11 protein-coding genes are annotated in these 14,381 nt (G+C 44.4%); 3 read left to right on the forward strand and 8 right to left on the reverse strand.

What is annotated here, in order from left to right:
* Positions 1 to 54: 54 nt before the first annotated feature.
* The 4 genes from CA267_RS10870 to CA267_RS10885 form a co-directional block, all read right to left on the reverse strand.
* Positions 55 to 570 (reverse strand): hypothetical protein, encoded by a 516-nt coding sequence (locus tag CA267_RS10870; RefSeq protein ID WP_075607459.1) that lies wholly within the window; start codon positions 568 to 570, stop codon positions 55 to 57.
* Between the two features lies 1 nt (position 571).
* Positions 572 to 979, reverse strand: coding sequence for a hypothetical protein (locus CA267_RS10875; RefSeq protein WP_139316206.1), 408 nt, complete (start codon positions 977 to 979; stop codon positions 572 to 574).
* Positions 980 to 1,147: 168 nt separating this feature from the next.
* Positions 1,148 to 1,516 (reverse strand): hypothetical protein, encoded by a 369-nt coding sequence (locus tag CA267_RS10880; protein ID WP_075607457.1) that lies wholly within the window; start codon positions 1,514 to 1,516, stop codon positions 1,148 to 1,150.
* A 216-nt stretch (positions 1,517 to 1,732) separates the two neighbouring features.
* Positions 1,733 to 2,254 carry a hypothetical protein gene (locus tag CA267_RS10885; protein WP_075607456.1) on the reverse strand — a complete coding sequence of 174 codons (522 nt, stop codon included), beginning with the start codon at positions 2,252 to 2,254 and terminating at the stop codon, positions 1,733 to 1,735.
* A gap of 693 nt (positions 2,255 to 2,947) precedes the next feature.
* On the opposite strand from CA267_RS10885, the gene CA267_RS10890 reads away from it, so the two are divergent.
* On the forward strand, positions 2,948 to 3,805 hold the full coding sequence (locus CA267_RS10890; RefSeq protein ID WP_075607454.1) for an alpha/beta hydrolase: 858 nt from the start codon (positions 2,948 to 2,950) through the stop codon (positions 3,803 to 3,805).
* Positions 3,806 to 3,914: 109 nt separating this feature from the next.
* Here CA267_RS10890 and CA267_RS10895 read toward each other — a convergent pair whose 3' ends face one another.
* From CA267_RS10895 to CA267_RS10910, 4 genes are all read right to left on the reverse strand, one after another.
* The gene (locus tag CA267_RS10895; RefSeq protein ID WP_075607453.1) at positions 3,915 to 4,412 is read right to left on the reverse strand and encodes a GNAT family N-acetyltransferase; all 498 of its coding nucleotides are present in this window, start codon (positions 4,410 to 4,412) and stop codon (positions 3,915 to 3,917) included.
* 70 nt (positions 4,413 to 4,482) lie between these two features.
* Complete coding sequence (locus tag CA267_RS10900) at positions 4,483 to 4,719, reverse strand: hypothetical protein (RefSeq protein ID WP_075607452.1); 237 nt, start codon at positions 4,717 to 4,719, stop codon at positions 4,483 to 4,485.
* 126 nt (positions 4,720 to 4,845) lie between these two features.
* Positions 4,846 to 6,384: an alpha-N-arabinofuranosidase gene (locus CA267_RS10905; RefSeq protein WP_075607451.1), complete on the reverse strand. Its 1,539-nt coding sequence runs from the start codon at positions 6,382 to 6,384 to the stop codon at positions 4,846 to 4,848.
* Positions 6,385 to 6,393: 9 nt separating this feature from the next.
* Positions 6,394 to 7,350, reverse strand: coding sequence for a glycoside hydrolase family 43 protein (locus tag CA267_RS10910; protein ID WP_075607450.1), 957 nt, complete (start codon positions 7,348 to 7,350; stop codon positions 6,394 to 6,396).
* 288 nt (positions 7,351 to 7,638) lie between these two features.
* Between CA267_RS10910 and CA267_RS10915 the strand changes: the two genes are divergently transcribed.
* Complete coding sequence (locus tag CA267_RS10915) at positions 7,639 to 11,073, forward strand: LamG-like jellyroll fold domain-containing protein (protein ID WP_075607449.1); 3,435 nt, start codon at positions 7,639 to 7,641, stop codon at positions 11,071 to 11,073.
* Between the two features lie 102 nt (positions 11,074 to 11,175).
* The gene (locus CA267_RS10920; RefSeq protein WP_075607448.1) at positions 11,176 to 14,091 is read left to right on the forward strand and encodes a TonB-dependent receptor; all 2,916 of its coding nucleotides are present in this window, start codon (positions 11,176 to 11,178) and stop codon (positions 14,089 to 14,091) included.
* Positions 14,092 to 14,381 lie beyond the last annotated feature (290 nt).

Below are 14,381 nucleotides of genomic sequence, written 5' to 3' on the forward strand. Positions count from 1 at the left end.
ATTCTTCTCCACGGCCATTAATAAATGGGGGGGAATTTTAATAAATTTTTTATATCAAAATTTCAATAAATCTTTCTCAATATCCTTCCACTTTCCAAATGCATATATTTTATTATCGACAACTTCAACCAGCTTTACATATTTAAAAGGATAGTAGCCACTATCACCGTCAGCTGCCATAAAGCTTTTTCTTGAAGCTAGTATGAATTTATCGCCAATGTCCTTAAAAGGAAAAAGGGTCTGGTAGTCTTTAAAGGTACTTAGAATATTTTGACCACACGTATCTGATTGCGGCTTCTCGTACAATATCGCAAAATAGTTTTCAACACCCGACATTAAATCAACTTCATTTGTGACCCGAAACTTAAATTCCTCATCGATACCTTTGAAAACTTTTAAGGGCTCAGCGGTGACTATATAGCCACACATTTCACTTTTTTCGATGTTAACAACTTTGACAACACCAGTAAAATCTGAATGCCTAACCAAAGGTTCTAAAGCAATTTTCTCAACTTTTGCTTGAGTTTCTAACGTAACGAAAAGAAGTATTAATAAAATGTATTTAATCATGTTACCAACCCAGTTTTTCAAGAGCGAATTTATCGGCTTGGAATTCTTGATCCCCAGCTTCGAGATGACCAATTTCGTGCATAATAACAAACAGCGCATGTTGTTCTGAGGACCATGTAAAGCGTCTGCCTCCAATAAAACTAATAAATTCCTTCGCAGCGCCAGCATAGACCATTATTTTATTTAATTGATCATCCGCTAAGCCATTTATAGGTATATAGCTGTTATCCCAATTTTTAACCACAAATTCAATAGCCTCTTCTTCAGCATCGAATTTCTCAAGCGTAGATTTTATTCCTTTTCCATCAGAATTAACTTTTATAGCAGCAAATTGATCAGAAGGAAGTACCCTCGAATACCCCATTAATAGATTTGCTTTGTTTAAGGTTGATATAGCTGAAGCAAACACGACATCACAATTGATCGGTATTGGTACATCCAGTTCAGGTGTTAATCCCCCTTTGGCAACGGGCCAAGTAAGTCTGTTAACGATTGGGGATCGCTGAGAACATAGTTAATGGCAAAGCACCTCATTGTGCAGAATTGCCGTGGGAATTTCATATCGACAGGCCTTGGATCAGCGCCGCTTTATTAGGTTGTGTAGTATAAGTTCGAAAGCTAACACAGCGAAAGAAAATGCTGAAGCGTAAAATATTCCAAAAATGAAAGCTAAGCTTCTTCCTGCATCATTTGTTACAGCATCCATGGCACTTTCTTGCTCACTAGTTATCTCTTCGCCAGTGAAAAATCCATCATTATTCAAATCATAAAGTGATAGTGAGTAATCTAAGTATTGTGTATAAATAAACGCCAGAAAAATATGAATAAAATAAAATACAGTAAAAGAAACAAAATACAGCGTTCGTTTACTATTTGAACTTCTTTTTTTCCTATATATATATACTGAAAAAATAGAAAATACAAAACTCATGATAGGGATTGACATTCCGGCTTCCATTGATTATATGATTTTTCAGGTTTATGTTGTTTTGCATGTACTACTATTACACCCACTATTATATTCAATATATCGCTCCACTCCATGATAAACCGCGTCTATCTAATTCACTAAAGGGCCATAAATCTGGCTCTTTAGTGAATATAAAAAGGTGCATAAATAGCCATCTACTCCATCACTGGTTTATCATACCGATTTTGGATATCATTCCCCATTAGCAGTTTTACATTCTGACAAAAACTCTCTCACCAGAAACGTTTCTTTCAGTGAAGTAATCTTATATTGCCATTTATCCCTATTAGAAAAATCGGAAACAAAAGTCGGAAGCGTTTTCTCATCTCCAATATAGATGAGGTTCATCCAGATACTACCTCTTATAGCTCTAACACCATAAGAGGATATTCTTAAATTTTCAATGTTCTCACATAATATCGCCTTTTTGAAATCATTAGAAATTATGAATTCAACTTTCTCTACAAACTCTTCCTCATTATTTACTTGGTAGGTAGCGCCCTTATATTCATATGAAATAGGAAATGAAATTTTACTTGCCAAGTCAGCATAATCCTCCTCTTTAATATTTCTCTGTATAGAGAAAAAAAACTCTTCAAACTCAGATTCATTATCAATTCCCGCTACTTCATAGCGGCTTTTTTCCTCTGCATAAGTTGACAAAGAAAAAAATTGAAGTGATATGGTGAAAGCGATAACTTTCCAAAAGATCATGGGTACACTCCTGTTTCCCTGTTTCCCTGTTTCCCTGTTTCCCTGTTTCAAATAGGGCTATTTAGTCAGCTCTTCTATCCTCTAGTCCTCGTCTCACTACCCCCCGCTAATCTAAATTCTGCCCATTCGTTTTTTTGCTTTTGACCTCGAATTCGGATAATCAGTGCACCATTCATTATTAAACGGTAAAAGAGATAAATTGCCTGTAGGTGGTACTCTATAGTCGCCGAACAAATAGAAGTATATACCATGAGTTACAAGCGGTTGAGCGAAGGGCAACGATACCAGCTCTAAGCTTATTTGGTCCAGGGATCCAGCTACCGGGAGACTGGGAAGCGGTTGGGAGCTGACTTTGGGGGGATGTGGTAAGGTAGTTGAAAGGATGGGCGTCAGTACCAATGACGTCATTCAAAGAAGAGAGGCAATGTCGACTAAGCCTTGGCTTTTCGAGCCTAATCATTTCTGGTCTGAGCTACAGAGTTGAAACTGTAGACGTTGCAATTAACCTCTTCATCGACATAGCATTAACGCTGGGGCACTGTCGCCTTACCACCTGGCAGATCAAAAAAATCATTCTCCTTCCTATTAGCGCCTGATTATTGTCGGAATAATTATATGCTGCGTAAGTCACTCAATACTTGCTCTACCTGCCCGAATTCGTTCTAATAACGTCAATATTGATAGGAAGTTTCTATGACCTTTTTTTCCCGAATATGCTTTTTGCTTGGGCTTTGCTGTGGGATCGGTGGCTGTGCAATTGACGTTAGTTCTTCCAGTTACATTTACCAGACCAGTGCGCCTTCCCCTCTAGATACAACCGAATTACTGCAAGCCGTAAATAAAGATGAAGCGGCGGTTTCTATAACAACCGTTGAATTGACTAACGCGCAAGGCCTGACATTAACGGGAGTTGCGGTTTCTTATCCAAAGCCTGTCGTAAACATTGTATTTTATGCCGGCAATGGAATGACCATCAGCAAAGCCTCTGGCATTTTGCATGAATTTGGGAAAATTCCCGCTAACATATTGTGGATTGATTATCAGGGTATGGGCGCAAGCGCTGCCGCACCCAGAGTGCTGGTAGATAATTTAAAAGCCGACGCGTTACAAGTGTTCGATTATGGCAAAGAAGTATTTCCAAAAAACATTCCCACCATAGTTCACGGGTTAAGTATGGGAAGCCTATTTGCTACTTATGTTGCCAATAAAAGAGAAGTGGACGGCGTAGTGCTCGACAGTGCCATTAGCTCGGTTTCTGATGTGGCTCAAAATCTTGTGCCTCAATGGACAAAAGTTTTTACTAACTTAAAGATATCGCCTGAACTGGCAATTATTGATAACAGCGAATATCTGGCGAGATATAGAGGACCTTTGTTAATGCTGGTGGGAGACCGCGATCAAATGACGCCCATTTCCTTTAGTCGCGAGTTGTTTCGCCAATCCGCAAGCACGAATAAATCGATTTATGTAGTGTTGGGCGGTAAACACGGTAAATTGATGCGCAACGAGGCAGCAGTTATTCGTTATCAAACATTTATAGAAACGCTGTAGCTTAAACTAAAGGAAACAGGAATAAGGAAGAATATTCCCATTCATCGGGAAAGCGTGACGCCGCCCGGAAGCTTATGTAGAAATTTTAGAGCCTGCAGAAGTCCTTAATTTATCTGTGCTTCCCGTTAACTAAAGAGGTAAGAACATGGTCCTCCCACTGCCCATTTATCTTCAGATATTTTCTCGCAAAGCCCTCTTTTACAAAACCTAATTTGCGCAATAGTTCCTCCGAACGCCGGTTTTGCGGCATATAATTAGCCATTATTCGATTGAGGCATAAATCGTCAAAAGCGTAGTTGATGGCCTGTTTACACAGTGCTTGCATCAATCCTTTTCCTTCGTATGGCGCCGATACCGCATATCCTATATTACATGCCTGAAAAGGACCTCTTACGATATTGGTTAACGCGCAAATCCCAAGCACCTCAGTGTTGTTAGCAATAATGAAGTAGAAGGCACTCTTCGATGCTAAACGTTTCTTCCAAGCTTCCACGAAATGGTGGTCCTCGTTTCTGCGAGGTTCCCACGGACGTAAATGTTCTGTATTGACTTTATAGAACGAAGAAATCGCTTCGGCATTATCAGGTGATGCTAGTATTGCTTCCATGCGGTTCAACAGCCACTGCCTAGCAGGTGGCGAAGACACTTTGACAACTCTAAATTACTGGTTCAAAAAACTACCGCATTGAAAGAAGTTGACGCGGTTTAAGGTTCATCTGCTCTTCCATTTTTTCAATTTTGGAAACCAGTCGTTCATTGGATACATTAACCTTATCCACACGGTTTTGCAGATGATTGACTTGTAAACTTAAGGCTTCATTGTTGTCGTTAAGCTTGTCCATCACTGCAAACTGAAGCGCGATGACCGTAACAAAGGCGGCTGAAGCCGCAATATTTTTGGCGAGTTTTTTCATACTGTTCCTTGTTTGATGTTTGTTCAATCCTAATAAAGTTGACGGTTAATTTCACTACCAATCACACAATACAACCCTGAAACGAGCCTAACATGGCCCGTTTCAAAGTAACGTACTTTTAAGCGATCAATTAAGTGCTACCACCACTACAGATTTTGCTGGCAACTGAACTTGATTGGCTTTGGCAGTAAACTGCTTTGGCGCAACCACACTTTTTTGTTTAAAAGTGTTTTTATCAGTGATGGCGTCACTGGTGAGGATTCTGCCGGTCAGTTTTGATACTTTCTTGCCGCTAAGATCTAATGTCACTTTAGCTTCTTCGGTGGGATCAAGATTAACTAACGCGAGGTAGGTTTTGCCGTCTTTTCCCTTAGCCAGAGAAGCCGTTACTGCTGGCAGCTTTTCACCGTCTACGACGTAATCATCACTCTCAATGGTGAATGGAATCGAGGTGGAATCCTGAAACACCTGATAGAGATCGTAAGCGTAGTAGGTGGGAGTAAGCAGCATATCTTCGCCATCGGTTAACACCATGGCCTGTAGCACGTTCACCATTTGGGCAATGTTAGTCATGTGTACACGTTCAGCATAATCATGAAAAATATTGAAGTTAACTGCGGCAACCACGGCATCGCGAAGAGTATTTTGCTGATAAAGAAAACCCGGTTCCTTTCCTTCTTCGGCGTCGTACCATGTACCCCATTCGTCAACATAAAAACCTAACTTGCCTTCAGGATCGTTTTTATCCAGTTTGGCGATGTTATCTTCTAAGTACTTATCCATTCGCATAGTACGTTCAAGGGTCTTAAACCACATGTTATTGTCAAACTCTGTGGCACTGCCTTTTTCCTTCCATTCGCTGGTGGGTAAGGTATAGAAGTGGTAGCTGATGCCGTCCATATTGCTATCAATATTGGCGCTAAGTACATCTGTCCATTGCGTATCTTCAGTATGACCACCACTCGCTACCAGTTTAGGCATTTTCCCTGGAGGCGTTTTCATAAAGGTTGCGTACTGGCGATAAAGATCAACGTAATACTGCGGACGCATATTGCCACCACAGCCCCAGGACTCATTTCCTATTCCAAAATAAGCGATATCCCAGGGTTCATCGCGACCATTTTCACGACGTTCATTGGCGAGGGTGGAATTCTTGTCGGAGGTCATATACTCCATCCATTCCGCCATTTCCTGCACAGTGCCGCTACCAAGGTTGCCGTTGATATAAGCATCTGCACCCAGTAGTTCAACAAAGTCGAAAAACTCATGAGTGCCTACGGCATTATTTTCTTCCACTCCGCCCCAGTGGGTATTGACTTTGATTGGCCGCTTGTCCTGCGGACCGACCCCTTCCCGCCAATGGTATTCATCAGCGAAGCAGCCACCAGGCCAGCGTACCAAGGGCACATGAATAGCCTTTAATGCATCCAGCACATCATTACGGAAGCCTTTGGTATTGGGAATAGGTGAGTCTTTGCCTACCCAAATTCCCTCATAAATGCCACGGCCAAGATGTTCGGCAAACTGACCATAAATATCTTTATTGATAACCGGACCGGTTTTACTTAAATCGGCGGTTATTACTACTTCATGAGGTTTGGCCCAGGCGGCACTAACGATGAGCGCGGAAGATAAAATCGTTCCGGCAATAATACGTAATTTCATGATGCTTCCTTATTTAGAGTTCTGAATACCTTCAGTAGTCATAATGACACGTTGTAAGGTGCCATCTTCGTTGTAAACCAATGGATCAATGGCAACTGATCGGCGAAAGCGACCGCCACTGGACTCTTTACCTTTTGGCGGTACTGCGCCGGTATGATAGATAAAGTAGTCCTTACCTTTAAACTCGATAATGGACTGATGGTTGGTTTCTGTGTTGCCAGCAATTTCATTTAAAATCCCTTTATACTCCCAGGGACCTTCAATATTCTTACTCATCGCATAACAAATCTTTTCCGGAAATTCACAAGCATAGGATAAATAATAGTTTTCGCCTTTCTTATGGACCCAGGATGCCTCTGTATAATTAGGCACGTCGATAACGTGAATTTCGCCGTCTACTTCGGTCAGGTTATCTTTCAGCTTCACATATTTTGGTACCAGATTGCCAAAGAACATGTAAGCAGAACCATCATCATCGATGAAAACTGCAGGGTCGATATCATCCCAGTCGTTGGGCGTTTGTTTGGTCATGTCGTCGGTGATAAGCGCGTGGCCGATAGCATCTTTAAACGGACCGGTAGGGGAATCAGACACCGCCACACCAATAGCAAAGCCTGGTTTGGTTTCGTCATGTCTCACTGTGGTGAAGAAGTAAAACTTGCCGTCTTTTTCAATCATATGGGCCGCCCAGGCGTCACCTTTTGCCCATTTGAAATCAGTGGCTTGCATAATCGGGCCATGCTTTTTCCAGTTAACCATATCTGTTGAGGAAAATGCCAGCCAGTCGTGCATTTCAAAGAATACATCGTTATTGGGTGCCTCATCATGACCGGTATACAGGTAAACGGTATCGTTATGCACCATCGCCGCAGGGTCGGCGGTGAAAACATCTGTAAAAAGCGGGTTATCAGCCGCAGCCTGCGCACTAAAAATAAAAGCTGCTGAGGTTATAAGTAACTTCTTCATGTGAATTCCTTGTATCGAGAATTTAAATGCCTCTCAGGAAAAAGCATTCGTTAAAACTGCACCTACTTCTCATCCGAACTTTGCGTCTAATGTTAGCAAGTTGTAAAAATCTATGTAAAAAAATCGTATATAAGTCTTGTGTTATTTATTGCAAAGATGTAAATATCGTACAGTAATATTGTAATACTAAATCGATTTTCAATAAAACAATGAAAACAGTTTGTTTGCAAGACCAATTACTGATTGAAAATTTCAATCACTCTTAACAAAGATCTGAGGGAAACAGCAATGAAACTTAAAACAGCACTCATAGTGAGTGGGATAATAGCAGTTTCAGGATGCGGTGGTTCCGGAGAAGACAGTTCTCCACCGCCCACTACAACACTGCCTACGAATGAAAGTTCGCCTGATCCTACCGCTGCAATTACAAACAGCTCAAAATATATGGACATTGGTATACATGACCCTTCCATAGTGAAGGTCGACGATACTTACTACTTGTTTGGCTCTCATCTTGCCGCAGCCAAATCGACGGACCTGATGCAGTGGGAATACATCTCGCAGCTTTCAGCGAATAACCTTGTCGACGAATCTCCGCTGTTCAACACATACTCAACAGAATTCGCTGAAGGTATTGCCTGGACCGACAACTTTTCCGGCAGTTGGGCGTCAGACGTCATTCAGTCGCCAGGTGGGGACTTCTGGTTTTACTACAATCACTGCGCTCAGGATAATCCTGATACAGCGGAACGGGATGAAGTTTGCTGGCATCGCTCCTATCTGGGTGTAGCCACTGCGGAATCGGTGGAAGGACCTTATGTTGATCAGGGAATATTCATTCGCTCTGGCCAGCGAGATGGTGAACTGGAAACCTATCCTGTAGATGGCGTGACAGCATACGACCCGGCGGTTCACCCGAATGCTATTGATCCCGCGGCTTTTTACGATAAAAACAAAAACATGTGGCTGGTGTATGGCTCCTATTCCGGTGGGATCTACGTTTTAGCGCTGGATGAGCAAACCGGTAAACCCGAAGCGGGCCAGGGTTTTGGCAAACATCTGATGGGCGGCGATTTTAACGCTATAGAAGGCGCCTTTGTTATTTATAGTCCGGACAGCGATTATTATTATCTGTTCTGGTCAAATGCCGGTTTCGCTGCTGACGGTGGATACAACATCCGCGTAGCCCGCTCGCGTTCGCCAGACGGTCCTTATCTGGACGCTGCCGGAAACGACATGGTCGATGCTACAGTAGCGAATAATTTCGGTACCAAGTTGCTCGGCTCCCACTTGTGGGCCTCTGCTTTTGGCGAAACATCGGCTCAGTATGGCTATAACTCCCCCGGCCATAACTCCGCGCTATATGATGAAGCGCTGAATAAATACCTGCTTTTTACTCACACCCGTTTTCCTGTTGAAGAAGGGCGTTACGCGAATCAAGAAGCGCACGCGGTGCGAGTTCACGAAATGTGGCTGAACGCTGACGACTGGCTGGTGGTATCGCCGAATCGCTATGCTCCTTTGGAGGGAGATGACATAGCAGATGCTGGTGATATCGCAGGTGATTATCGTCTGGTACTGCAAGGCAATGACAGCAACGGCGATGAACATGTGTCCGCTTATGTCACATTAACCAATCAGGGACGCGCAATTAACGGCGAACTGAACGGGACTTATAAGCTATTTACTGACGAACCTGGCCGTATCCGGTTAAGTATTGACGACGATACTACTTACGAAGCCGTTGCTCATTGGCAATGGAACGTGGAAGACGAGCGTCTTGAAGTGGCGATTTCCGGTATGAGTGGTGCGGGTGAATCGCTACTGGCTACCAGATTACCAGAAAAATCTGTGGCCGAAGTCGTCGATGATATTGGCGCTGCTATTAATGCGACCTTTTCTGACGAATCCGCGCCGGATGCACTGCTGAATGTGAAAAACGATTTGGCCTTTTCCAGCCTTGGCGCACGGGGAGCACAAATAGAATGGGTTTCAAGCCAGCCTCTTTACATATCAAATGAAGGCAAGGTAACCCGTCCTAACGTTGAGGAGGGGGATCAGGTTGTCACGCTTACTGCAAACGTTTCCCTTAACGGTCAAACCGGCTCGGTTAGTAAAGATGTCAAGGTTGTAGCGCGTTCTACTTATAACCGCACCGCGTATTATACATTTGATAATGATCTTAGTGATTCATTAGCCACCTTTGCCAATGGCGAAGCGGTGGTAGATCTTAATAGCCAATCCGGCGCATCTACTGCGTTTATCGAAGGTCCGGTGGGGCAAGCTCTTAACCTGGACGGTTCTTACGGCATATTGTTACCCAACGATTTGATTAACAGCTACCAATACACCGTGTCTTTCTGGTTGAATCAGCAAGCGGCGTTATCTTTTAGCCCCGCTTATTTCGCCGGACATTCAGTCGACAGATGGCAAAGTTTCTTACCCGTAAGCTGGGACGGCAATCTGATGCTTTGGTCGAACTGGCTTGATGAAAACGGCGTGGCTAATTGGTTTGATGGTGTATCGAATGTACCTTATCCGATCGGCGAATGGCACCACGTGGCGTTTTCTGTGAACAACGGCTTTGCGCAAATCTATTACAACGGTCAACTGATGGGCTCTGCCTCCGGGTTGCGGGATCTTTATTCCAGTATGCCGGAAGGTGGCGTGATCAGCTTAGGCCTTAATTATTGGGATGTGCCAATTATGGCGCAGTTCGATGAGTTCAAAGTGTACGATGAAGCGCTGTCCGCTGCAGAAATTAAAGCGTTGGACGTAGACAGACTAGCGGCTGAAGAGCTGCTGGATATCGCTCGCAATGACTTAGATTTAGGTAACCTAGATTATGTTCTTGAAGACTTGGCTCTGCCACACACCGGACCTTTTGCCTCGGCACTTTCCTGGCAATCCAGCGATGACGCAGTGATCGATCCCCTTACCGGTGCGGTGACGCGTCCGGAGCGAGGGCAAGCAGATGCGCAGGTTACCCTTACAGCCACCATTTCTCTTGCAGGTCAAACTACTACCAAAGAATTTGTGGCGACAGTAATTTCCAATACTCCACCTGAGCCGGTAGCGCGCTTCAGCTTTGAAGATAATATTGATGATGCCACAGGTAATTTTGCGCCAGGTGAAGCGGCCGATAAGACTGCTGAAATTCCGCTAATCACACCTACTGATAAAGCGCTTACCTATACCGACGGTGTAGTGGGGCGGGCGATTAACTTTTTAGGTGACCAGGGGCCGGGAGTAAAACTACCTGATGGGCTAATTACTGATCATAGCTATTCAATCTCTGTCTGGCTCAATCCTACTGCCAAAACACAGTTTACTACTGCCTTCTTTGGTTATGCAGCCAACAATAGCTGGATCAGCCTTGTCCCGTTTGGCTCAGGCTCCGGTGAGACAATGTTGTGGTCTGGCGAAGTCTGGTTTGACGGCACCATAGGCTCGCAAGTTCCCGATGCGCAGTGGTCACACATTGTGCTGGTGGTTAATGAAGGAACATTTTCAGCCTATCTGAACGGCGAGCTGGTGAACACTATGGAGAACTTCCCTGATGTATTTACGCCGGTGGGCAGTGCGTCGAGCTTTTCATTAGCGACGAATCTATTTCCGTGGGACGCCAACTTCAATGGCTTGATGGATGAGCTGGTCATTTATGACGATCCATTGGCTGGCGACGACGTTAAAGCGCTTTTCGCTGAAGGTAACGCACAGTAATAACAAAGGAGTGCCGGGGGGCGCTACCCCCGGCATCAATAAGAATAGCTCGATGCGGAAAACATACACCCATCGAAGGACGTAGAAACTGGGAGAACAAACATGTTTAAGCCCTCCTTAATCAGCATGGCTGTGACGGCGTCATTATTGACGATCAGTGCAGATATCGTTGCGCAGGAAGCACAATCCACAACTGAAAATGACAGTGTAGAAGTCATTGAAGTTTCAGGTATTCGCGGTAGCTTAGCCAAAGCTATAGATATAAAAAGGGAAAAAATTGAGGTAGTTGACTCAATTGTTGCCGAAGATATCGGAAAGTTTCCCGACAATAATGTTATTGAGGCACTGCAACGGGTGCCCGGTGTACAGGTAACGAACCGGGATCGCGGCGAAGTCGGTACGCTGTCTATTCGCGGCCTGACAGATATCACCACCACGGTTAACGGCCGTCAGATGTATATCTCCACCGGGCGCTTTTATACAATGGCCGATACGCCAGCAGCCTTAATTAATCGGGTTGACGTATACAAGGCTCGTTCAGCGGATAAAGTGCCAAGCGGCATCGCAGGTCAGGTGGATGTTATAACTCAGCGCCCGTTTAATTTTGAGGGTGAAAAGTTTGTATTTGCCGGACGCGGTATTTATTCGGATCAGGAAGGCTCGGTAGATCCGAATATCAGCGCGCTTGCCAGTAATACCTGGGAAACCGATAAGGGTAAATTTGGCGGCCTACTGAATCTGGCCTATTCAAAAACCAATTGGCGAGATCAGTCCATTACGGCTGGCGCTGTCTTCCCGTATTTTACCGCGTCTCCTGAAGGGCAAGGATTAGACAGGTTCGGCAACAGCGGTGAGTTTCCTGCGTTTGAGCGCATCAACTCAGCGTATTGGAATCCCGGAATGGAAATGGGATTACCGAATGCAGCGGGTTCAACGCTTAATACCAACGGTTTCGAAAATGAATATCTGTTGTCTCGTGACGCTGTCTTTGCCAATGATTTGTCTGGTAAACGAGAGCGTCCCGCGGTTAATCTGTCGTTACAGTTTGCGCCTAACGATACCTCTGAGTATATCTTTGAAGCGTTTTACAACGGCTACCGCGAGCGCGTCAGAAACAGTATGTTCTTTGCCTATCCAGACTCGTCGCATAACATCAATTTCGACGATGATATCGTTTTGTACGAAGGTACAAATATTGTTAAAGAGCGCACTGTGTACGACGGCGACCCGCGCTACGGTATATGGGAAACTGATTTCAACAGCACAGACGTAGACGAGCGCAAAACCGATACTTACATGGTTGCGCTGGGCGGTGAATGGCAACTGACGGACGATTTTCATTTATCCGCAGAAGTCGTATCACAAAAAAGCACCTTTACCTCAGATTTTTTCGCGGTGCGGCTATTACGTGACTATTATGCGGTAACGGCAGATTTTAACACTGGCGAAGGTGTAGCCGGTTTGACTTATCACGACAACCCGGCCACCACAGATATAGACGAATCAGATTTGTATGATCCCAGGCTCTATTCCATGGGACCGGCGTGGGACAACGGTGCCGAGGATGAAGGCACGTCTGATGCACTTTATGTCGACGCCAACTGGTTTACCGATTTTGCAGGCATCACTGAAATTAAATTTGGATTGCTGTACGAAAAGCGGGAAGTAAGCAACAGGAGTCGTGGCGCAACAATAAATGTTAATCAGTACGACATTCCCATGACTGATATGCCCGAAGAATTCCTCGACGGTACCGAAGATTTCTTTGATGGACGCGCCGAGTTTCCTGATGGCTGGCTGATTGGTAACACAGATTATATGGTCGAGAACAAAGACTATTTCCGCTCCCTTTATGGGTTTACAGATGAAAATGGCGAGCCTGCTGATGATTATCTGACTGGTGGGCCATCGCTGATTCTGCGTGAAACCTTTGCGGCCGATGAAACCACTGTTGATGTCTACGCTGAAGCTAATTTTGAATATTTTGTCCCGGGCGGAATCTTCGATGGTACTTTCGGTGTTCGCTATACCGATGCCAAAACACCTTATACATTCACGCGGGTAGACACGGTCAATCAACTTGCCGAACAGGATAGTGGTGAAAATAACAGTAGCGAGGTATTGCCGACGTTCATCGCTCGCTACAACTTCATGGACGATTATATTCTCAGGTTTTCCTACACCGAAACCATGCGTCGCCCAGATTTTAACGCCATGAATCCGTACACCACCTATACCCAGGGCGTGACTTCAGTTGGTACTGGCACGGCATCATCAGGAAATCCTGATCTTGAGCCGGTTATTTCAACCAATTTGGATGTTTCGCTGGAATATTATTTTGGTGAAGGTAATGCGTTGTACGCAACCTGGTTTAATCGCGACATCGAAGGGTTGGTAGTCAATTCCCGATCGGAAATTTACTATGATTATCCAGATGATGTTGATCAGAATGGTGAGGAAATCGGGCCGTTATTGCACATTCTTACGCAGCCTAATAACTCAGCGAACGGTAAGTTAGAAGGCTATGAACTCGGCTTGATTTACTTTCCGGATAACCTACCCGATATTTTGCAGGGAATTGGCATTCAGGCCAGTTACACTTCCCTCGATTCTTCGCAGGATTTACCTGTATTTGACGCAGATGATCCTACCAACCCCAACCCAATCGGTTACGATACGGTAGAGATGTTTGGTGTCTCTGACCAATCCTATAGCGTGGTACTGGCCTACGAAAAAGAACGCTTCGGCACCCGGCTTTCTTACGTCTGGCGTGATGCGTTTCGCTACGATAATGAAGCCGCCACTTTCGCCAATCCGCTGGCAAGGTATCGCGCGCCGGAGCAAAGTCTCGATTTTCAGTTCTCCTACAATGTGAATGAGAATTTGGTTCTGACGTTTGATGCTACGAATCTGACTGACGAGATTTTCAACGCCTACTATCAGTATCCCGATACGTATAATTTCTCCAGTGGTATTTACAGCCGAACTTTTGCACTCGGAGTCCGCTACCAAATGTAAAATTATTTTTACGGTTTTAAAAGACCTGGCTTCGGGCCAGGTTTTTTTGTGCCCTCTGCAAAACAGGAAACCGTCTGTAGAGCACATAAATAGGCGGAAAATTAGGAAAAATCTTGTTATCGACGTTTGTTGATAAATTGTTTCTTGCTAGTTGACAGGTAATAAGTAATACAATAGTATGATAATCAAATAACAAAAAATTAACAGCGAATATTGCCGTTCTACAGCGCGTTTAGGTTTGTTAAAAGCGGGCTTGAGAAAGAATATCAGATTGATTTTGCCGGTAGAGA

It is taken from the genome of Alteromonas pelagimontana (assembly GCF_002499975.2).
Lineage (GTDB): Bacteria > Pseudomonadota > Gammaproteobacteria > Enterobacterales > Alteromonadaceae > Alteromonas > Alteromonas pelagimontana.

Bases quoted from the DNA above. Each gene is read 5' to 3' on its own strand.
- CA267_RS10870 (WP_075607459.1), bottom strand. From the start codon at position 570: ATGATTAAATACATTTTATTAATACTTCTTTTCGTTACGTTAGAAACT.
- CA267_RS10880 (WP_075607457.1), bottom strand. From the start codon at position 1,516: ATGTCAATCCCTATCATGAGTTTTGTATTTTCTATTTTTTCAGTATAT.
- CA267_RS10885 (WP_075607456.1), bottom strand. From the start codon at position 2,254: ATGATCTTTTGGAAAGTTATCGCTTTCACCATATCACTTCAATTTTTT.
- CA267_RS10890 (WP_075607454.1), top strand. From the start codon at position 2,948: ATGACCTTTTTTTCCCGAATATGCTTTTTGCTTGGGCTTTGCTGTGGG.
- CA267_RS10895 (WP_075607453.1), bottom strand. From the start codon at position 4,412: ATGGAAGCAATACTAGCATCACCTGATAATGCCGAAGCGATTTCTTCG.
- CA267_RS10900 (WP_075607452.1), bottom strand. From the start codon at position 4,719: ATGAAAAAACTCGCCAAAAATATTGCGGCTTCAGCCGCCTTTGTTACG.
- CA267_RS10905 (WP_075607451.1), bottom strand. From the start codon at position 6,384: ATGAAATTACGTATTATTGCCGGAACGATTTTATCTTCCGCGCTCATC.
- CA267_RS10910 (WP_075607450.1), bottom strand. From the start codon at position 7,350: ATGAAGAAGTTACTTATAACCTCAGCAGCTTTTATTTTTAGTGCGCAG.
- CA267_RS10915 (WP_075607449.1), top strand. From the start codon at position 7,639: ATGAAACTTAAAACAGCACTCATAGTGAGTGGGATAATAGCAGTTTCA.
- CA267_RS10920 (WP_075607448.1), top strand. From the start codon at position 11,176: ATGTTTAAGCCCTCCTTAATCAGCATGGCTGTGACGGCGTCATTATTG.